At 55.0% G+C, this 21,249-nt stretch carries 16 protein-coding genes; 5 read left to right on the top strand and 11 right to left on the bottom strand.

What is annotated here, in order from left to right; translation table 11 throughout:
- Positions 1–64: 64 nt before the first annotated feature.
- Both F7231_RS12285 and F7231_RS12280 read right to left on the bottom strand, forming a co-directional pair.
- On the bottom strand, positions 65–1,303 hold the full coding sequence (locus tag F7231_RS12285; RefSeq protein WP_229369933.1) for an NCS2 family permease: 1,239 nt from the start codon (positions 1,301–1,303) through the stop codon (positions 65–67).
- A gap of 123 nt (positions 1,304–1,426) precedes the next feature.
- Complete coding sequence (locus tag F7231_RS12280) at positions 1,427–2,923, bottom strand: helix-turn-helix domain-containing protein (protein ID WP_166692101.1); 1,497 nt, start codon at positions 2,921–2,923, stop codon at positions 1,427–1,429.
- A gap of 157 nt (positions 2,924–3,080) precedes the next feature.
- Between F7231_RS12280 and F7231_RS12275 the strand changes: the two genes are divergently transcribed.
- Both F7231_RS12275 and F7231_RS12270 read left to right on the top strand, forming a co-directional pair.
- Positions 3,081–3,950 carry an SDR family oxidoreductase gene (locus F7231_RS12275; RefSeq protein WP_085413676.1) on the top strand — a complete coding sequence of 290 codons (870 nt, stop codon included), beginning with the start codon at positions 3,081–3,083 and terminating at the stop codon, positions 3,948–3,950.
- Positions 3,951–4,141: 191 nt separating this feature from the next.
- Positions 4,142–4,816 carry a DUF3267 domain-containing protein gene (locus F7231_RS12270; RefSeq protein WP_085413677.1) on the top strand — a complete coding sequence of 225 codons (675 nt, stop codon included), beginning with the start codon at positions 4,142–4,144 and terminating at the stop codon, positions 4,814–4,816.
- 88 nt (positions 4,817–4,904) lie between these two features.
- Here F7231_RS12270 and F7231_RS12265 read toward each other — a convergent pair whose 3' ends face one another.
- From F7231_RS12265 to F7231_RS12250, 4 genes are all read right to left on the bottom strand, one after another.
- Positions 4,905–6,110 (bottom strand): dipeptidase, encoded by a 1,206-nt coding sequence (locus tag F7231_RS12265; protein ID WP_166692100.1) that lies wholly within the window; start codon positions 6,108–6,110, stop codon positions 4,905–4,907.
- Positions 6,111–6,335: 225 nt separating this feature from the next.
- Positions 6,336–7,385 carry an SO2930 family diheme c-type cytochrome gene (locus F7231_RS12260; RefSeq protein WP_166692099.1) on the bottom strand — a complete coding sequence of 350 codons (1,050 nt, stop codon included), beginning with the start codon at positions 7,383–7,385 and terminating at the stop codon, positions 6,336–6,338.
- A complete protein-coding gene (locus tag F7231_RS12255) occupies positions 7,382–8,590 on the bottom strand; it encodes a parallel beta-helix domain-containing protein (RefSeq protein ID WP_310589317.1) in 1,209 nt (402 codons plus the stop codon). Before F7231_RS12255 ends, F7231_RS12260 begins: the two co-directional genes overlap by 4 nt.
- A 212-nt stretch (positions 8,591–8,802) precedes the next feature.
- Positions 8,803–9,687, bottom strand: a complete 885-nt coding sequence (locus F7231_RS12250; protein WP_166692098.1) for a helix-turn-helix domain-containing protein — start codon at positions 9,685–9,687, stop codon at positions 8,803–8,805.
- Positions 9,688–9,878: 191 nt separating this feature from the next.
- On the opposite strand from F7231_RS12250, the gene F7231_RS12245 reads away from it, so the two are divergent.
- From F7231_RS12245 to F7231_RS12235, 3 genes are all read left to right on the top strand, one after another.
- Positions 9,879–11,204, top strand: coding sequence for a neutral/alkaline non-lysosomal ceramidase N-terminal domain-containing protein (locus F7231_RS12245; RefSeq protein ID WP_166692097.1), 1,326 nt, complete (start codon positions 9,879–9,881; stop codon positions 11,202–11,204).
- 245 nt (positions 11,205–11,449) lie between these two features.
- A complete protein-coding gene (locus tag F7231_RS12240) occupies positions 11,450–11,962 on the top strand; it encodes an RNA polymerase sigma factor (RefSeq protein WP_085413683.1) in 513 nt (170 codons plus the stop codon).
- Positions 11,952–12,518 carry a hypothetical protein gene (locus tag F7231_RS12235; RefSeq protein WP_166692096.1) on the top strand — a complete coding sequence of 189 codons (567 nt, stop codon included), beginning with the start codon at positions 11,952–11,954 and terminating at the stop codon, positions 12,516–12,518. The genes F7231_RS12240 and F7231_RS12235 overlap by 11 nt, the downstream gene beginning before the upstream one ends.
- 137 nt (positions 12,519–12,655) lie before the next feature.
- On the opposite strand, the gene F7231_RS12230 is transcribed toward F7231_RS12235, so the two are convergent.
- The 5 genes from F7231_RS12230 to F7231_RS12210 all read right to left on the bottom strand — a co-directional run bounded on the left by F7231_RS12230 (position 12,656) and on the right by F7231_RS12210 (position 21,249).
- Positions 12,656–13,789, bottom strand: a complete 1,134-nt coding sequence (locus F7231_RS12230) for a glycoside hydrolase family 76 protein (protein ID WP_166692095.1) — start codon at positions 13,787–13,789, stop codon at positions 12,656–12,658.
- Between the two features lie 195 nt (positions 13,790–13,984).
- Complete coding sequence (locus F7231_RS12225) at positions 13,985–15,118, bottom strand: SusE domain-containing protein (RefSeq protein ID WP_166692094.1); 1,134 nt, start codon at positions 15,116–15,118, stop codon at positions 13,985–13,987.
- A 52-nt stretch (positions 15,119–15,170) separates the two neighbouring features.
- Entirely contained in the window at positions 15,171–16,790 is a 1,620-nt protein-coding gene (locus F7231_RS12220) for a RagB/SusD family nutrient uptake outer membrane protein (protein WP_166692093.1), read from the bottom strand.
- Between the two features lie 14 nt (positions 16,791–16,804).
- Complete coding sequence (locus tag F7231_RS12215) at positions 16,805–20,254, bottom strand: SusC/RagA family TonB-linked outer membrane protein (RefSeq protein WP_166692092.1); 3,450 nt, start codon at positions 20,252–20,254, stop codon at positions 16,805–16,807.
- Positions 20,251–21,249, bottom strand: coding sequence for a FecR family protein (locus F7231_RS12210; RefSeq protein ID WP_166692091.1), 999 nt, complete (start codon positions 21,247–21,249; stop codon positions 20,251–20,253). Before F7231_RS12210 ends, F7231_RS12215 begins: the two co-directional genes overlap by 4 nt.

The raw sequence follows: 21,249 nt of genomic DNA, 5'->3' as shown, positions 1-21,249 counted from the left end.
GGCGGCTCGGTTCCGGTGGTTTTGTAAACGAACTTTTCGCGGGAGAAAGCTTGAGCCAACGTACCTATAACAGGAGCGAGGCGACGCAAAACGCATCGACAACCAGCAGGCCCACCGGTACATCTTCCCGCTTACCAACGGCTAGTTTAATCACTGTCCAACTGAGAAAGCCCCAGATAATCCCCTGCGTAATCGAGTAGCTGAAGGGGATGAGCACAAGGGCCAGAAAGCACGGAATGGCTTCGTCGAGTTCAGTCCAGCGAATACGGGTGACGGGCTGGATCATGAACGTACCCACGAGCACCAGCGCGGGGGCCGTTGCCAGGGCGGGAATGACGGATAGGAGGGGCGACAGAAACAGAAACGGCAGGAACAGACAGCCCGCCACAACGGCCACAACGCCCGTGCGTCCGCCCTGCGCAATCCCTACTGCCGACTCGATATAGGCCGTGCCCGGACTAGTGCCCAGTACCCCGGCCAGGGTTGTGGCAACGGCGTCGGTCAGCAGCGAGCGATTCAGGTTCTGCGGTTCGCCCTGCTCGTCCTGCAAGCCGGCAGCTTCGGCAACGCCCACAAACGTGGAAATGCTATCGAAGAGGTCGGTGAAGGCAAAAGCGAAAATAACCGGTCCGAGCGACCATTTTAGTGAACCGACCAGATCGAGTTTCCCGATTAGGCTGAAGTCGGGAGCCGAAAAGATACCTCGCCAGCTCACCAGCGTTGCCTGTCCGAAATTAATGGCAGAGGCATCGCCCCACCAGCGGCCGATTGGCCAGGCCAGCGCCGTGGTGAGCGCAATGCCGAGGATGATAGCGCCGGGTACGTTACGGGCCACCAGCGCCGCCGTGAGCAATAAACCTGCCATGAAGGTGATCACGATGGGGTCGTGAAAACTAGCCATCTGTACCAGTGTGGCGGGACTGGCAACGATAAAATGGGCGTTCTCGAAGCCAATCAGCGTGATGAACAACCCAATGCCCGCCGCAATAGCGTAACGGAGTGGTCTGGGAATGGCGCGCACCAGCGCCGTTCGGATGTTGAAAACGGTGAGGAGTAAAAACAGAACGCCCGCCCAGAACACCGCGCCCAACGCCACCTCGGGCTGAATGCCCATGCCCTTCACCGCCGAAAACGTGAAGAACGCGTTCAATCCCATCCCCGGTGCCACCACAATTGGGTTGCGGGCATACAGGCCCATCATCAGACTGCAGAAAAACGACAGTAAAACGGTGGCAGTTACTACGCCGGAGAACGGTAACCCGCTTTGGCTGAGGATGGACGGATTGACCACAATAATGTACATTGTGGCAATGAACGTTGAAATGCCCGCGAGGATCTCGGTTCGGGTAGACGGTTTGGTTGAGTTCACTGGAAAGTGGCTGAGTTCCGACGCCCAATATCGGCAATCCAGTCACGAATCGCCAGCCTAGAGTGAATCAAGCGCCCCTTTCATGGCTTCGAGCTGCCGTTTTTTCTGAAGCACCGTTGGGGAAGCAACCCGCTCGCGGCAATCGAAAATACCGCAGCGTTCGCAGGCTTCGTTGACCACCCGGTGCGGAATACCTGCATCGGGGTTATTGAGAAACCGCATTTTACTGCGCAGCGTATCATTCACGGCGAAGCACATCGATACGCTCATGTTCTGCTCAGTACTGCCATCCGTCCGGTCTGACCGGTGCGGGTGGGCTACCGACACGATCAGAAACGTTTGGCCCGTATCGGCATAGGTCGACAGTTGAGCCCGGCAGAGTGAGCCACTGAAATCCTTGTGGTGCTGTAAAAACCCCAGTTCCTGTAGGCTGGTGAGCGCTACCCAACGTCGGCAAAAATGCTCGTCGACCATCCCGCTAGGTCCCTGCTGCCGCGAGAGGTGCATCTCTTTGGTCAGTGCAAACGTGGTTTGGCCGGGTGTGTGGTTGAACCGGTAAAAGAAGAGCTGATCGATCCCAAAATCGCGCGGCAGGATGTTGCTTAGCCGGTAAAAGAACCGTTCGGGCGTAGCGCCAAAGTCCTGAATGATGGCCAGTAATGCGTCGTTGTTCCAGGTGTCGCGGGCGAACAGGTCGTTGAGGCGGGCCACCATCGCATCGCGGCGAATGAGCACGGCTCCCGCGAAATACGAGGCCTTATAGTTGTTCAGAATCTGCTCGAACGACTCGGCTTCAACGTAGGTATAGGTATACGGCCTAACCTTCAGATTCATGTAGTGAAAGCCCACTTCGCGCGCCAGCACGTACGTGCGTTGCGGGTCCGACAGTGTGCTGTTCAGGTGCAGCGTACGCGACTCGGGCCGGTATACCGACCGCAACGACGCCAGCTCAGGCCGCTGAAGCGGGTCGAACGTGACAAGCTTAACCGTGTAGCGGGTTTTCAGCAGGTTTGTAAGCAGGGCTGAATCGGCGGGCAGACCAGGCGAGCCAAACTCATCGAGGAAGCGGGCGGCATCTGCCTCCAGCTCTTCGAAGTGGTTGTCGTTGATCTCCTGATACGACCGCAGCATGGTCAGGTAGAGCCGTTCTACGCTCATGTTATAGCTCACGGCAATGTCCATAAACGTGCGGATCATGGCGCTGACCTTGTCGGGAGCGCCCGCCAGCAGGTCGAGTAGGTCCGACGGGTCGATACCGAAGAGTTCGAGCGGAATTTCAGTCAGGAACTTCGAGCGGAGCAAATCAGCAATGGGAGCCAGTTTCTTGTTGACCTTCAGCGAAACCAGCGTGTCATAATCGACATCGAGGGCGCGGGCTAGTCCCGAAATCTTGTCGGCTTTGGGGTACTTGCGCCCTTTTTCAATCTCGGAAATATAGGAAATAGCCAGCCCTGAGCGCAAGGCCAGTTCGCTGACAGAAATACCTCTTTCCTGACGGAGTTGACGGAGCTTGAGCCCAAATAACAGGCGAATATGATCGGAAGAAAGCGACACGGAGGATGATTTAGACCTGTAAAGATAACATTCTCCAGCGGATGCCCGATAAATAGGCCGTTGAGGCGTAATGCCGAAACATTACCGGGCTTTCAGGGCTCCTAGATAGGTGTCGGCGTTGTCGAACTAACATACTGTCAACAGATTCTTTAAATCTATGGAACAAGAAGTGAAACGCCCGGAAAGCGGCGAATTGAAGAGTGAGGTGCAGGATTTTCCGGCTATTCAGGCCAAAATGACGCCGGAGCCGCAGAGCGACCTGTCGAGCTACAACGCCGCAGGCAAGCTGGCTGGTAAGGTGGCGATCATTACGGGTGGTGATAGTGGCATTGGCCGGGCCGTAGCCGTTGCGTTTGCCAAGGAGGGCGCAAACGTTGCCATTCTATATCTGGACGAAGAGCAGGAAGATGCTGACGAAACCAAGCGCTTAGCCGAACAGTTTGGGACCAAATGCCTGCTGATCCCGTCGGATGTACGGAGTAAGGCGAAGTGCCAGGAAGCTGTTGAGCAGACTGTTGCTGAGTTTGGAAAGCTTAATATTCTGGTTAATAATGCCGCGTATCAGCATATCGTCGAGAAGATTACTGATATCACGGAAGAGCAATTGCGCCGTACGTTCGACACGAACATTCTTGGCTACTTCTTCATGGTACAGGCGGCGCTGCCCCATCTGCATGAAAATGACGTTATCATTAACACCGGAAGTATCGTAGGCAAAATGGGGCAGCCTAAACTGGTCGATTATGCGTCGACAAAAGGAGCCATTCATGCGTTTACGATGTCGTTGGCCACGCAGTTAGGCGAGCAAAAAATTCGCGTGAATGCGGTACTGCCTGGGCCGATCTACACGCCGTTCCTGCCGGGTGCCGGTATGGGTCCGGAAGGGGTAGAGGAAGCGGCGAGCAAAACGATTCTGCAACGCCCCGGCCAACCCGACGAACTTGCCCCGGCTTACGTGCTGCTGGCGTCGAGCGATGGGTCGTACATCACTGGTAGTTTGCTGGACGTAAACGGCGGCAATGCCTAGTTGAAACGTTTCATGTTAAGGACAAAAGCCCGACTGGTTGTCAAACGACCAATCGGGCTTTTGGTTTAGACGTCAGTCCTGCGACCGCTGGCATCTGGTTTCATTTTTCGCCGCGATCTCAGGCATGATCTGACGAAACTTGACGCGTGATAAAGGCGTTATGCCTGAAATTCCCTACCAGTTTCCACCGCATGAAACCTACCATCGATGCCCTGCACGAATCGGGCGAGTACCGCCTTGTCGAGTCGTTCAGGATTGACGAAATGATGCATTTTCTGGCTCGTGAATTGGGCATGGCTCCGTCTGGTCAGACGTCACTACCCGCTAAAACGTCGAGTAACAAAGTCAAAGCCGGACTGCGTTTTGCAATCATCTTCATCGGATCGCTGGTCTTCGGCTGGTTAGTTGGTACGGGTATATCGACGTGGCTATCGAAAGACACGCTGGTGCATGGCGGTGCTCAGTTCCTGATCGGTTTTCTGTTGTTCTTTCCACTGATTACGGTCCATGAATTTATCCACGGCATTTTCTTCAAACGGGTTGGCGCGCCCCGCGTTGGCTATGGGTGGTCGTGGAAAGGCATGATGGCCTACGCCTATGCCCAGAAGTATGTGATGAACCTGCGCGAAGTGGCTTATGTAGCGGCAATGCCTTTTCTGGTTATCACGCCCGCCCTGATCGTCGCCTGGATTGTATTCCCGGCCTACGGGCTGGTATGGGGATTGTTGCTGTTTCTCCATACAACCGGCTGTATCGGCGATTTTGTGCTGATCAACTTCTGGCGCAAAAATCAGCATCGCCTGATGTATACGTACGATGATGTCGACGGCGAAAGTAGAACGTACTTCTTCGAGCGAATAGGGTAATGATGGGAGTAGCCTTACTAGGGACGGCGCGCCAAGCAGAGCATTGGATGAAACTGATAGGCACCTATCCCGGCCAACTTTTCAACGCTTATCGGTGACCTGTTGTGGCAGCATCGAACACACGGCAGAAATTACTACTCCCGATTTTGCTGATTTCGGTTTCAGTGAAGCCGACTTTTAACAGTGAATCTACAATGGCGTAGTAGAATCCAACCTGCTGATCCTGCCAGGCTTCGTTGGTGCGCTCGCCAACCCGTCCGCGATTTTGACCACCAGGGCCATTCGTTCCCTGGGCTTCACGTGGAGGCCCACCGCCCGGCTGATTGCCGGAGTTACCACCAGGTCTATAGGTCGGGGTCATTTTGGTATCGGTGCCAAGGCAAACATGGTCAATGCCGACGACATCAACCAACGCCCGAATATTCTGAGCATACTCCAGTGGACTGTCGGCCAGGTGGGTCCAGACGCCAAGCACACCGCCCGCGCCGGCCACGATTTTTGCCTGTTCTTTATTGATGAGTCTGGGCCGCATCATCGTCGCCATAGCCGGATTGCTGCCCAGCCTGGAGTCGAGACCGGTATGCGTGATAACGACCGGCTTGGTGGCTACCTTCAGGGCCGCGTTTACCGTTTCATTGCTGGCATGTGTCAGATCAACCAGAATGCCTAGCCGGTTGCACTCCCTGATTACGTCAGCGCCAAACTTGGTTAGTCCGCCCCACTGTGGCGGGTTAGTGTAAATGTCGCCCAGCGGCACCGATGCGTCATTGTCGTGGAGTAGCCCGAGCAGGCGCAGGCCACCTTTGTAGGCTTCGGCCAACCGTTCTAGATGCCCTTCCAGAAAATGGCCACCTTCAACTGACTGGATAACGGTCGGCTGCCGTTTCTTATGGGCTGCGCGTAGGTCTGCCAGATTCAGGGAGCGTTTGACACCGTTTTGGATCAGTTGCTTGTCCATCGATGCCATCGCATTCTTGAAGCGCTCGTAAGCATCTCCAGGATTGACCAACGCTGGACGGTCAACGGCGAATGTCATACAGATGGCCGATAAGCCTGACCGTTTCATGTCGCTGACCAGATCAAGTGGTGGACCGGGTACGTCGGCGGCGGCAAATGGGACATCGATGTGATTGTGCGAATCGATACCGATCGTGTTGGCTACGATTGCGGCTACCCGTGGGTCAACGTCGCCGACCGCCCATGAAATTAATGGATGTAACACTAGCGCGACACCTGCGCCGGTTAGGGTGTACATAAAAGACCGACGCGAGTATTCCTGTTTTGACCTGTTCATACGACGCTAAATGTAGCCAGAGACCTGATGGCCTGGTTGGGTATGTTCTAAAAGTAGCTGACGTAGATCGATTCGTATCGGTAAACGAACGGTTGACTGGGTTGTCATAGCGACTCCCAGCCCCTTTAGGTTTCTACCGACGCTACGCTGTGTAATCCCTATGCGAGAAGTTGCAGAGCGATCATCCAGACGCTCCGGGAAACTTTCCGGCTAGCTTAACAAGTATCATTTCAACGCCGCAATCCAGGCGCGAAGCAACTCCAGACTTTCGGTATGTACTGTTTTACGGCCTAGTTCGGGCATCATTACGCCGGGGTCGGTGGAGTGTAAGCGGTAGATGAGGATCGACTCATCGGGATTACCGGGCACGATATCGTACGATCGCCCACCCGATCCGCGACCAGCGGCAACAGGTGTTTTCATCAGGCCAATGGCTGTAGGGTCTTTGGCCGACACACTGAGATCTAAACCAGATGTCATGGCTGGCCCCTTCGGATTGTGGCAGTGCGCACAGTTGATGTCAAGCCAGGTACGTGCCCGGTCGTTGAGCGAACCGGTAGTCGGGTCGTTCCAGACAGGCGCTTTCGGGCAGTTGGCCAGCGCAGGCATACCCGTTAGCATGGCCGTTTGCTGCCAATGCAGTAACTGATTCTTCAGACCATTTCCGTACGCCAGCGCGCCATTCAGTTGGCGCGCCGACGGCCCGATCGGGGTCATCGCTTCGTTTCGATTATGGCAGCCCTTGCATTGGTTCAGGTTTGGAATGACATAGGGGTGTTGCCGACTTGTGCCCGCCTTGTCGATGTAGCTCACCGTTCTGGTGTCGCCCGCTACTTCCAGAAACGCATCGGTTTGCTCGTCGTTCCAGACGTAGTCCAGTGCTTTCCAGCCTTCCGGCAGGTGAACGAGCAGCCGTGTTTCGATCAGCCGACGACCTTTTGCCGGATCGCGAAAATCGACGGGGTAATAGAATGTTTTGATGAGCGTGGTGCCAACTGGAAAGGCTAGTACGGCTGAGTCATTATAGGCAACCGCTTTTCCGTCAGGTAGCTTCACGAAACGTAACTTTTCAGCATAGTCGGTGAAGAGCGGGGTGTTCAAGGCATACGGGATTACCCCGGATGCCGGGTGCTGGTCAGCTGGCTTACCGGCGAAAAAACCGTAGTCGCTTAACTTTTCGGGAATGGCTACCGTCCGCCATCCAGTTGACACAAACCAGATCGCAGCCAGTAGTGAGGCAACAGTCAGGTACGTGTAGGTGCGGCTGGCATTCATTTTGACGCCGTTGTTTTGATAGGAGCCAACTGACAATCAAACTGAGCCGCGTTGAGTGAGGCATTCTTGAACCCACGTCCGGCATCGAGATTGATCACACTCTGGTTCGTGTTGTTGCGAATACAGATACGCCGGTCGGGGAGGGGATTCCCAGCTTTGTCTAACGTACCTGAATCAACGATGCCGTCGTACAGAATGTGCGGGATTGACTGCCCTTCCTTCAGCACGGCTTTGAAAATGCTATTGTACCGTCCGCGCGAACTGGGTGGGCCGGGGTTCCGCTCGTATACGTTATCATGGATGGAAATGGCGGTTGGGAACGGGTAGTATCCTTTGTCAGTAATTGGCCGTTCGGTAATGAGGTAGCTGATAATGCCCGTCCCCATTGTCTGGTTGCGAATAAACCGGTTGTTGAATACCTCGACGTGGTTGGTGGCCAGAATCAGCAAGCCCGTCCCGTCCGACACGCTTGCTACGATATTGCCCGCCGGAGCGAAGTTGGGCAGGTTATTGTCGTGTACATAATTGTTGAATACCCGCACATTGCCGCCCTGTTTCTGTACCAGATCGGGCAGGTCGAACACCAGTATGCCGCCCGTGTTGTCGTACGCCTCATTGCCGAACACATCGGCATCGCGCGAGTTTTCGATCTCGATCCCCGCCACGTTATGATGCGCCACACAGTTCTTTACCACTATATTCCGCGACTGCCCAACGTAAATGCCCGCATCGGACGCCCCGATCGAAATGCACTGGTCGATCATGACATTATCGCATTGTACCGGGTACAGACCATAGCTGCCGTTTTCAGGGCTGGGCGGCCCGGTCCACGCTACTTTGACATTGCGAAACGTAATGCCTTTCACGTTCATGGTTTTGATGGCATCCCCTTTCGTATCCTGAATGGTCATGTCTTCGATCACAATCTCTTCGGCGTTCGATACGCGCAGCCCCTCGGCGCCATCGGTCTGCCCTTTGAAGCTGAGGATGGTCTTGTCGATACCCTTTCCGCGAATGACAATGCGTTTCTTGTCTTCCATCGACAGGCTGCCCGTGAAGGTGAACGTACCTGCGTCAAGGTCGATTGTGCTGCCGTTATCAGCCAGGATGAGCTGGGTCTGAATGCGCTTCTGTGCAGCCGGTTGCGCCCAACTTTCCGTCCAACACAAACAGACAACCAGAAGGATGTTTATACGTTTCATCATTCAGGGATCTAGGTAGTTAAGGTAGAAGAATAGCTACTGCATGGCATACTCACGAGAGCCGTTTAATCGAGTGAGGGACCAACATGAATAGTTAGTGAACTTAGTTTTCATGGGTATCGATGACATCTTTTGGGCCTGTTTTTGAACGAGACATGGTACAGAAGGCTATTGCTTAAAGTTACGATTGATTGGCTGAACTATCCTTTAACCGACTACTGCCTGCTACGATAGGCCCTGGGTGAGAGCCCTACTTTATTGCGGAAAAATTTACCGAAAGCGGCCTGCGTACCAAACTGTAAATAATCGGCAATCTGAGAAATACTTGAGTTGGTCTGACTCAATAGAACTTGCGCTTCCTGCACCACCATCGCATCAATCCAGGCGCTGGCGGGCTTGCCGGTCTGCTGCTTGACCGTCTCACTCAGATGTTTAGCTGTCACCGCCAACTGGTCGGCGTAGTCTGTGAGGGTACGCTTCGATATATATTGCTCAACAACGAGTTGACGAAATCGAGTTGTTAACTCAGCAGGTCGATTTTTTGAGTCTGAACTGGTCGTGTCTACGCTATTGTTTCGATTAATTTGATGCAGGTCGGTCAAAATTGCCTGTACCAGATGGCCGACAGGTAAGAGTAAACCCCGTTCGATGGGCCAGTAATGTTGCTCGATGATATCAACTATAGCAGTAAGCCGCTGCCACTCTTCACCGCTCAGGGTAATTACCGCAGGGGCTAACGGCTGAAAAATAGATCGTGTAGCCAGTTGACTGGTATCCCGCAGGATAGCAGCCAGGAAAGCATCTGTAAAAAACAGCGTGCGCATCGTGAAATCGGGGCTGCAGCGCAGAATTTGGTGAATCTGTTGCGGAGCTATGACCATCAACTGCCCTGGACGTACCTGAAACGTATCCAGATTCAAACTGCCTTCTAACCAACCCGAAACAGGTACGCCTACCGCGTACCCCTGGATGCGGTAGGGGTGGGGAATGAGCTTATCCTGCCCCGTAAAATGGCTCAGGTAAAACGTGTAATCGCCAATGATTTGCCCGGTTATGCCTGTAAGCAACTGAGCAAGCGAGTAAGTGTGAAATGAAGCCATTCGTTGTGTGTGTATCAGGAAGGACCTCGTAGTGGCTTATTGGTGGTCTTCGGACAATGCGAGTGTCAAAAAAGCTAAAGGCAAAAATCCGTAATTTGGACGAATTATGCCGTGTATTGGGCGTGATTAGCGGCGTATTACCGGCTATTTTTGCTAGTAGAAATTAGATAAGTACGTTGCCCCAAACTCCCATGCGTCGTCTCGGAATTATAGCTTATGCAGTGATCATCCTGGTGATCAGCGCGGTTGGCCTTTGTTTTACTGTTGTAAACAAGGGTAGCTACAAAAACTCGCTTTATTATCGCTTCACCCGGCAACGTTTTGCCTGGATTGTGAGCGACCCGTTTCCGAAACATGCTATTGAGGCTGGGTGGGCTAAAGCAGCTATCGCACCGGTAAACATGGCGGCTTCGGGTGATGCGTCATTGCCGGAAAAAGGAGATTCTATTCAGACCCGGGCGTTGATACTCGACAATGGCACAACACGTGCGGTACTGATTACTGTAGACCTTCAGAAGGTGCCACCGGCAGTGGCTCAAGCGCTGGAAAAACGGCTACCCAAGCTTGGCTTCCCCTGGAAAAATGTTTACCTGGCGGCTACCTATTCACAACCAGGTGTAGGGGGGTGGGCTAAAGATCGCATCAGTCAACGGACGCTTGGTCCCTATAATGAGCAATTAATCAACCAGTTAACGGAGGCGGTTGTCAACGTGGTTGTACTGGCACAAAAAAATGTGGCTACCACCCAAATTGGCTCTGCCACTGTTGACCTAAACGACCAGCAAGGTGCGGCTGGCGCGGGCGACGAGCTAAAAAACGATCCGGTCCATCTGCTGCAGCTTCGTAAACTTACGGGCGAAACAGCCCTTGTTTTCGCGAGAAATAGCCTCGTTATCCCACCAGATAAGGCCGCTGGTGCGTCTGCTATAAACGTTCTCAGCCGGTTAACACAGCGGATCGAAAAGCAGACGCATTCGTTTGCAATGGGTATGGTCGGCGCTATAGAATTTTCAGAAAACCCGGCTGTTCGGGCCAACCGATCAACGAACGAAGACCAGCAGATAGACCAGATCGTTAGCCGAATCGCCTCGGTGATTGGTCATCAGGGACTGCGTACAGATAGTACGTTGGTTGTCCAGACAGCTCCGCTCATTCAGAACGATCCTCAAATTCGGATTAGTCAAAGTTGGCGATTGAAGCCCTGGCTGGCCAAAACACTCTACGGTGATTACCCAGCTGAATTGAAAGCGCTTCGTATTGGTCAAACCGTTTTCGTCGGCTGTCCCGGCGGATTATCGTCCCAACTGGCCACTGATCTACAGGAGCTTCCCGCCGTGTCGAATAGGAAATTGATCCTAACCAGCTATAATGGTGGAGATATTGGCCAGATTGCTCCTGATCGCTTTTATTACGCGAAACAAAGCCCATATGCAATTGATCAAATGAATCGATTTGGACCGCATACGGCCGAGTTCTTCGAAGATATGACCCAAAGTCTGGTCAGCAGTTTATACTAGTTTAGAAGCTGGCAAACTTTTATACTCCGGAATACCTAGCTCATGTAGAAAATGCAATGTCCGGCGCCACCATGAAGGGTGGGTTAGTCATCGTGTTTTGATTGCCATTTTCTTTACGAGTAGGCAATTGAACGCCTTTTTGTACGCGCATTCGCCCGAGAGCAGACGTACAAGAAGGCGTTATTTTTCTGTGCCTGTAAGAAATTGTCAGCTGTTTGGTACTAATAGTGTAAACAGCGAATGGCATGAGTGAAACAGAGCAGAATCAAACGTTTACCGACTGGCTTAGTCAGTATAAAGCGCTGCTTTTTAAGGTGGTACGTGCTTATGCTGTTCCGGTCATGGATCAGGATGATCTGCTGCAGGAAATTCTGATTCAGGTGTGGCACTCTATCCCGACGTTCCGGCAGCAATCATCGCCAACCACCTGGATCTATCGCATCGCGTTAAATACAGCTATCAAATGGTCGACGAAAGAACGGAAGCACACCGACGCCAGAGAGCCAATCGATGGACTACAACCGTTGTTAGAGCAGCCCGCCAGTCAGCCTGATGAGCGAATTGCCTGGCTCTACGAGGAAATCCATCAGCTCAATGAAGTGGACCGCTCCCTGTGCCTGCTGCTGCTCGACGGCTTCAGCTACAAGGAAATGGCGACGATACTGGGCATCTCGGAATCGAACATCGGCGTGAAAATCAACCGAATCAAAAAGCAACTGATCACCAAATCAAGACAACCCGATCATCATGGAATTTGACGAACTACAAAAAATCTGGGATGCCCAGACGAATCAGCCGCTTTGGGCAATCAACGAAACCGCCCTGCACCACCGCATTCAGGCCAAAAAGAATCAGGCGTTCCACATCACCCGAATCAGTGAACTGCTGAGCATTATTGTAAATGTGGTTGCTGGAAGCGTCGTGCTGGCGGTTAATCTGACTAAAACTCCGGCAAATCTGGCTATGTACGGGATGGCCGCCTGGATGTTTGCCACCGCCCTCTACGTGCTGGTAAGTCGTATTCGAAGGCTAAACGGCCAAAAAACGTTCGACCGGACGATACTTGGTGAGCTGACTCACGCCATTTCGATGGCTACCTATCAGGTACGTCTCTCGCGCCTACTCCGCTGGAATATGCTGCCGATCGTGGGGCTAAGTCTGCTGGGGGTATGGCAAGGCGGAAAATCTGTCTGGCTGCTGCTTGGCTTGATCGCCTTCTTCGCGTTGGCATACATGGCCAGTGGCTGGGAGCATGGCCTTTACGCGGCCAAAAAACGTGAGCTTGAGGTACTGCGGGAGAGGTTACAGCAGTAGTGTATAAGGTCGGTAGTGTGGCGATTAGGCTTCGCGAACTGGAAATAAACCGCCTGGTTATTTGTGTAGGGCTACGCGCCCCAGTCCGCCGCTAAGGGGGCCGGGGCGCGTAGCCTAGAGCAAAAGGCAAATTGTTACTAGTTCAGCCGCGTCATGGCTTCCAGCATCGTGGCGCCGCTGAGCTGGGTAGTCAGGTCCGTTTTACCGTCGGTGGGGCGGTTACCCCAAAAAACGCCATAGACAACCTGCGGCTTCTGCGTGCCTGTACGCCATAGGGTCTCAGCGTTGAACTTCAGGTAGTTGACATAACGAGTGCGCGTGTCGGCAGGAACAGCGGGTTCGGTAGCCAGCAATGTAAGGTACCGAACGAGCACAGCTTTGAACAGGCCGCCGTCGCCATTTCCTTCGGCGCGCATCAGGCCGCCGTTGGTCAGTTCGGGGTCGGCGATGGTGAAGTTTGCGGTTTTGGTGGCGTCGCTCAGGTACGTCTGATTTTGGGTAGCACGGAACATCTCCAGACCGGCCCCAATCATAAGGCCCTGGTTGTAGGTGAATTTCCAGGTCAGGTCAATCTTGCCATCGTTCTGCCGGTTGATGCCGTCATAGGTGTATCCGGTAGCTGGTTCGACAAGCGTTTTTAGCTGCCAGTCGTAAATCTTTTTGGCCCAATCCAGGTCCTCAGGACGTTTCAGGCGCTGGTAGAGGCGGGCGGCCAGGATAATGGCGGGCGCGTTGGCCGGCGTATTCTTATAATACCGCTGCCCCTTCCGCCAGGCAATGCCACCGCCCATGGTGTCGTTCCAGCCAAGCTTGATATCATTCCAGAGCAGTTGCGATACGTCGAGCCATTTCTTGTCGCCGGTAGCGTCGTAGGCTCGTAGCGTGGCCAGTGCATTCCAGAGCATATCATCGTAATACTCGTTCAGGAATCCGCCGTTGTTTTTAACGGGAACACCGCCGTACCAGTCATTCATGTAGGTCAGGTAGCGGCTGTCTTTGGTGCGCACGTAGGCATCCACCAGCACATCGAGGGCATGCGCCTGTGGCCAGTAGTTGAACTGCGTACTACCGCTGTTATTCTCGTTGAAATAACGGCCCTGTTCGTTGAAAAACTGCCGGGTCAGGGCCTGCGTGCTGCTGTCGGCAATGACTGTCCAGTTAAAAACGTAGGGTTTGGTTGCAGGCCCGGCACCCTGCCCAATGCTGTTGTCTTTGCAGGCAATAAACAGGGTTAGGGTGAGCAGGGCAAGTAATTTATTAAGTGACGACATCGACGTTGAGGGATGAAATTTGGAATGATAGCTCAGTTGTTAAATTGGTGCTCCGTGTTGGTTGGCTTCGCGAGTCAGGCTTAGGGTGAACGGAAACGCAGGTACGTTCGCTTAATTTCTAGCTATCGTTGTCGCTTGCCTGTGGCGAGTGACAACGATAGCGAAGTCCACATACGAAGCAATTAACGCTACGCTTTACTTAATCGTAACCTTATGCGTGTAAGGGGCCGTGGGAGCCAGCGACACCATGATGTCGGCGTTCTTGTTATCAACGGCTCCGTCAAACTTATAGGTGTAGTCCCACTGACTTTCGCCGATGGGCAACAAGTAGAAATAACTCGCCGGGGTGTTGGCATCGGCGCGGGAGTTGTCGGCTTTGCTGCTGCCCAGCCATTCGTAGGCGTCTTTACCGTCGGCGCCGACCGTGGTGAGGCGGAACTTGTAGCGTTCATCCCGGCCCCATGAAAACTGAACGAACTCCACTTTGTAGTTCGGCAGCATCCAGACGCCCCCGCCTACGTATGGCAACGTGGTGCGCACAGCGTTGTCGCCAGCAACCCACAGACCCACCGACTTAATCTCGGTTACTCGGGCGGCAGCATTGTTGAAGTCCAGCACAATACGGTAGGTCTTGGTCGCTCCGGTCACGGTGGTCGTTCCGCTCTCGCCAATGTTCGTGCCGTTGACGTTGAATGATTTAGCCGTGCCGGTGGTGCGGTCAACGAACGAATACGTACCTGGCTTGAGCGAGGTGTAGACCTCAAACACACCCGAGCTCGTACTCTTTAGCTTGATCGCTTTGGTCAGGTCGGTGCCCGCTTCGGTAGCGTCGCCTGTCAGGAATACCTCCGCCGGAACTTCAGCGAAACCAGCCGGGCGTTCTACGTTTAGCATCCGGCTTTGGCTAGCCTGCTTCACGTTCGTACCGCGCGAAGCCTGCACGGTCCACTTCAGTTTACCCTGCCCCAACGAGCCGATCCCGGCCAGCGCGGCAATCCGGTTCAGGGTGGCGTGAGTGACGGTCGCTTTATTCATCACGCCGTTCTGGTCGGACGTAATCTTGTAGATCGGCTTCGAGAAATCACCAGCTTCTTTGTCGAACGCCAGTTCATACAGCACCAGGGTGCCGTCTTCAGCGCGCGCCTGATCCCATTCAAACACCACTGTAGCCGGGGTGGCAGGCAGCAGTTTTATGGACTGATTATCGTTGGGCGAAAAGAACGAGGTAACGTCGCTGATGTTCGTGTTAATGTCACGACCAGCGTCTTTGCACTGCATCAGCAATCCCGCGAGGCAAAGGCATAGAACGGAAAGAAGGGTCTGTTTCATGGAGAGTGTAGGTTCGATGACTACGGAAGAATAGCCTCAAACCTGTTGAGGTTTACCAGTTCGGATTTTGTGTTAAGCTTTGATTGAGGTCACGCTCGATTTGTGGAATGGGCCAGAGGTACTGTTTGGCGGGGTCGAACGTGCGGCGATCTACTCGGACGTACCCGTTATCAATAGCGGGGTCGCCAAAGCGCGCGCCGTGGGCAAACCCGTTCAGCACCGTTTCGGCGATGCGCCACCGACGAATGTCGAACACACGCAGCCCTTCCAGCGCCAGTTCGATGCGACGTTCACGGCGGACAATGTCGCGCAGACTCGCCTGATTGCCACCGGTTGGGAACGCCAGTGCGTTGGCGTCGGTGAAGCCCGCCCGGCGACGCAGCGCACCAATGGTTTTGTCCCAGATAGCGGCGGTCAGTTGGCCCTGCTCGTTTTTGGCTTCGGCATACATCAGCAGCACGTCAGCGTAGCGGATCAGCATCAAATCGAGTCCAGACTGGAAACTAGCGTTGGCCGTTGGGTCGTAGTATTTACGAACGTAATAGCCGGTTGTCGACGCGTTTTGCTTGCCAAACTCATTGCGGGCATCCACATTGGCGGGCGTTGAACCCGGCCGGATGTAGATGGTACTGGTTGACCCGTTGGGCCGACGCCAGAGATAGCCGTCGTATACAATCGTTGCCGCCAGACGGGGGTCGCGGTTGGTGTAGGGTGTGGTTTCTGAATAGCCGGAGCCTGTTTCGGTAATGGCTCTGCCGTTGCTGGTCAGGTAGTCGTTGACTAGTTCCTGCGTGGGGGCAATGTTATTGACCCGCTCGCCAATCGTGATGGGCACAAAGTCGCGGAAATTGCCGTGGGTACGTAGTTCCGGCACAAAACCGAGGCTCAGTATGCTTTCCTGACTGTTTTCGGCGGCGGGCAAAAACAGACCTTCGTAGCTGGGGTACAACCCGTAGGTTCCGTTGGTCGTGTTATCAATCAACTGCTCACAGACCGTGGCCACCTCGGCCCAGCGGCTTTCATACAGCAACACCCGCGCCTTCAGGGCCAATGCCGCGCCTTTGGTGATGCGTCCCTTGTCGGCCGCGGCATACTGCACATTCGTTGGGAGATTGGCCGTTACCGCATCCAGTTCCGACAGCACAAAGGCCAGTACCTCAGCGCGTGGTGTACGGGGAATCGAGCGCGCTTCAGCAATCCCAATGTCCTGCGTGAACAGCGGAACATCGCCGTACCAGGTCAGCAACTGGAAATAGTGAAACGCTCGGATAAACCGTGTTTCCGCCAGAATGCGCGCCTTCAGCGTGGCATCGATCGCCGGAATCCGGTCAATGTTGGCTAGCAGAATATGTGTGGTCTTGATGCCGCCGTAGTGAAAATCCCATTCGCCTTTGATGCGTCCCAACGCCGGGTCATACGCGCCCCGGGCAATGGAATTGGCCCCCTGAAAGTCGCCCAGTTGGTTGTAGGCGTTATCGGATAGAGCATCGTTGGCGAAAAAATAGTCGGGCGAGTACATCCCCGCGTAGGCCGTGTTGAGCACACTGAGTGCCCGGTCGGCAGAGGTCCAGTACGTAGCCTCGGTGAACCGGTCGGTGGGGGCCAGGTCAAGGGATTTACACCCACCTACCCACAACGCCGCCGCCAGCAAGGCGATATATGCATGTTTCATAATCTGATCGGTGCTTAAAACGTTACATCGAGCCCAATGCCGTTGAACTGTGGGTTGGGATACACCCGCCCTGAGTTCACGTTGCCGCGTGTGGACACTAAACTGTTATTGAATTCGGTGGCTTCGGGGTCGATACCGACCTGCATGGGCGTAAGCGTCAGCATGTTTTGGCCGGTGTAGTACACGCGTAGCTTGCTGATGCCCAGCTTGTTCGTGAGGCGACCCGGCAGGGTGTAGCCCACCTGCAGGTTTTTCAGGCGCACGTACGAGGCATCCTGCAAGAACCTGTCAGAGCCAACGCCCCAGTTATTCCGCGACGCCCCACCGAGGGTCAGCCGCGGGTAGGCAGCATCGGGGTTTGTCGGTGTCCAGTAGTCGCTTTGGTGTTTGAAAATGGCGTCCTGGAAGGGGCCGTGGAACGGTTCAACGGCTTCACCCCGCAGGAACAGCGCTCGCTTGCCAACGCCCTGCACAAAGAGGTTCAGGTCAAATCCTTTCCAGCTTGCCGTGTACGTCGCCCCGAAGGTGTAGCGCGGGAAAGGGTTGCCCAATATTACCCGGTCGGCCTCGTCGATGATGTTGTCGCCATTCTGGTCAACGTACCTGACATCGCCGGGACGAAGATCACCGGGGGCCACAAACGTCGGGCGCGGACCGGCCGAAAGCTGCTCCAGGTTCTGGAAATAGCCATTGCTCTGGTAGCCGTAGTACGACCGAACCGGCAGCCCTTCCCGCAGAATCACGGCCAGTTCGCCTAGGTAGTTGATGTTCGTTTTTCCGTCGATCGATACCACCTTGTTGTAGCTGTCGGCCAGATTCAGCGACAGGGTATGACGTACCTGACCGGTGTTGTGGCGAACCATAGCCGACGCCTCCCAGCCCTGATTACGTACCTGCGCCGCATTGTAGTCGCCGATCGACCCGCCGAAAATGCCCGGTACCGACGGTGCAATCAGGATGTCTTTGGTCAGTTTATTAAAATAGTCGAGCGAGAACGTCACCTTGTTGCGCCACACCGACGCGTCGAGGCCGAGGTTGAAGGTCTGCGCCCGTTCCCAGGTGATGTCGGGGTTCGCTAGCGTCAGGCCGGTGCCGGCAGCGCTGGTGTTGTTGAACCCGTAGGCGTTGGCGAAGTTGAAATAGGTACTCTGATACTGGAAATCACCCACGTTCTGATTGCCCAGTACACCATACGACGTGCGGAGTTTCCAGTCGCCAAACGTGTTGCGGAAATTGGAGGCAAACGCCTCTTCGGTGATGCGCCAGGCCAGCGCCGCCGACGGGAAAAAGCCCCAGCGGTTGGCTTTGGCAAAGCGTGACGAGCCATCGTAACGGAAGTTCAGCTCGGCAATGTACTTATCGGCAAACGTATAGTTGACCCGCCCAAACACGCTGGAAATGGCATTCTGGCTGGTCCGCTGGTTCGACGTGTACGATGCCGTCTGAATGATCGTCCGCGAAATATCGGTGCCCAGGTCATTGTCGACATCCCGCTTGAAAATGCCGTTCCCCTGCGAGGTGAAGCCTTCGTTGGAGAAGCCAACCAGCGCCGTAACGTTGCTTTTGCCGAACGTTTTGGTGTAATCGGCCAGCGCCTGAATGTTGGTGTAGAGCGACTTGTAGTTTTCGTCTTTCACCGTCGCCACATTGTCGGTACCACCCGTGTAGGGGAAGTAGTTGATCGACCGGCGGAACTCATACTGGTGGTTGGCGTTCAGTTCGCCGCCGAAAATACCCCGGAGCCGGAATCCGCTGAACACTTCCCATTCGGCCGTGAGGTTACCAAACACGTTGTCGTTGTCGTAACGCCGGTAGCCGCCCTGTTCCAGCCGCGCCAGCGGGTTGCTTTCCGACAAAATCGGGGAGAGAACGTACCTGCCGAGCGAGTCGGTGATGGGGTAGGTGCGGGGCATCCGGGCCGCGTCCAGAATCAGGCCATCGGTGGCATAGGCGTGTTCCTTGATCTCGTTGCGCGAATAGGCCAGAATACCGGTGAACTTGACCTTATCGATCTGGTGGGTCAGGTTCATGCGGTAGTTATAGCGTTTCAAACCAAAATCGGGGCCTTTCAGCAAGTTAGACTGGTTCAGATAACCTACCGAGACGTGGTACGTGGTCTGCGCATTTCCGCCCGATACGCTCAGGTTGTGGTTCTGCTGCGGTGCCTGTTTCTTCAGAATTTCGGTCAGAAACCAGGGGTACGATCCCTGCTGTTTGAACTGGGCGATCTGCCCCGGCGTAAACTGCGGCGAGAGGCCCGAATTCACCAGTGCCTCGTTCTTAAACATAGCGTATTCCCACGCCTCGTTCGATTCGCGTAGCAGCGTGGGCGTTTGCGCGCCGAACGTGCCGTTGTAGGTCACGGTCGTTTTGCCAGATTTGGCGCCTTTTTTAGTTGTCACCAGAATAACACCGTTGGCCGACCGTGATCCGTAAATAGCGGCCGATCCGGCATCTTTTAGCACCGATATCGACTCGATATCCGACGGATTCAGCACGTCGAGCGACCCCGGAATACCATCGACGATCACCAGCGGACTGTTGTTGCCCAGCGTACTGACGCCCCGAATGTTAATATTCAGTCCGGCACCCGGCTCGCCGGAACCCTGCTGCACCACCAGGTTCGGCGACACACCCTGCAATGCCTGCGACACGGTAGTCACGGGCCGCCCTTCCAGCGCCTGCTGCCCTACCTGATCAACCGCCCCCGTCACGCTCGACCGGCGTTGGGTACCGTAGGCCACCACCACCACCTCGCCCAGCGACTTAGTGTCGGGTGTGAGTTTCAGGTCGAACGCACTGCGGTTGCCCACTTCCTGCTGTTGGGTAACGTACCCGATAAAGCTGAACACCAGCACCGACTGCGGCCCGGCTACGCTGAGTGAAAAGCGGCCATCCGCGTTGGTTGTGGTGCCGTTTGACGTACCCCGTTCAATGACGCTGACGCCCACCAGTGGTCCGCCGTTTTCGTCGGTAATCGTGCCGGTAACGGTCTGCACGGCTTTGTCGGCCGAAAAAGTCAGGCTGGTCAGGTCGCGCTCAGGTACGTTGCCCGATGAGGGAGTCCGCAGCGACAGCAACGACCCGTCGGTGAGGCGTGACGGCAGCACACCGGTTGGACGGCTGTTGTCGACCACGATCGAGTAGTACCGGTCTGCCATCCGTTGCGAGCGCAGATTTACCGGATTCAGTAGCTGCTGAAGTGTAGCGTCGAGGCTGGTTGTCGATGGCAGTTCGGCGCTGACTTTGATGTTGCGGACCAGCTTACTTTCGTACGAGAAAAACACCTTATGCTTGCGTTCCAGGTCGATCAGCACATCGCGCAGGGGGCGCTGACGGGCCGATGAGGGCCGTTCGAGCCGGTTTTTGACCGAGGCTGTTTCCTGGCTATGGACCGGCAATTGGTACAATAAAGCGATACCAAGCAGGCCGTAGCGGAGTTGTTTGTGGAGTTGTCTTTTCATTGCGGTTTGAGTATCACCTGATTCGGCTGGCGGTCGACGGCCAGATTATACGATAACGAGAGGGTGCGCAGCACAACGGTCAGGTCGTTGTTGGGCAACGTACCTGTCAGCTCGCGGCGGGCCAGATCGCGGTTCGGAACCACGACCTTGATGCCGTAGTATTCCTCGATGCGCTGCGCCACCAGACTCAGCGGCGTATCGGCAAAAACGAGCTGGTTCTGGCGGTAGGGTGCCACCTGATCGGGCCGAATTGTCAGCTTGCGCTGGAATGCCGTGTCGCCCGCCATGAGCGTCACCTGATCGCCGGGCTTCATCGTCAGCGGGCGCTTGTCTACCGCATTGGGTTTCACCAATTCCACTTTTCCTTCACTGAGTACCACCTCGGTGCGGCTGGCGCGGGTGTCGACGTTGAATTTGGTGCCCAGTACCCGGATGTCCAGGTTGCTGGTGTGGACCGTGAACCGGTGATCGTTCACCGTGTGCCGGACGTTGAAATAGCCTTCGCCCGTCATCCAGACCTCGCGGTCGCTGTTGCCAAAGCCAAAGCGCGGCACCCGCAGCACTGAGTGGGCATTGAGAATCACGTCGGAGCCATCGGCCAGGGTAAACGTGCGGGTTTGTCCGTAGGGTGCCGTCAGCGATTCGTAGCCCCACCAGTCGTAGGTAACGTACCCAAGGCCCAGCAGCAGCACCATGGAAGCCGCAATGCTCAGCAGCCAGCGCGGACTTTGCCGTACGGGTAGGGGGCGCACGCTGGTGTCGGTGGTTCGACGTGGGTACGCATTCCCCTTTATAAATGACTGGTAGTCGGCAAGCGACGTGGTCAGGTCAGGTACGTACTGGGTGTTCTCGGCTTCGTAGCGGGCCAGGCACTGGTAATACAGTTCCTGATTGTCGGGCGTCCGCAGCCAGACCTCGACCGTCTTTTTTTGAAGCGGCGTGGCTCGACCGGCAAACAGGTCATTCAGGGTACGTTCAATAGATGGTCCGTCCAT

The sequence above is a fragment of the Fibrivirga algicola genome, assembly GCF_011742925.1.
Classification (GTDB): domain Bacteria; phylum Bacteroidota; class Bacteroidia; order Cytophagales; family Spirosomataceae; genus Fibrella; species Fibrella algicola.
This window is presented reverse-complemented; position numbering and strand designations above follow the sequence as displayed.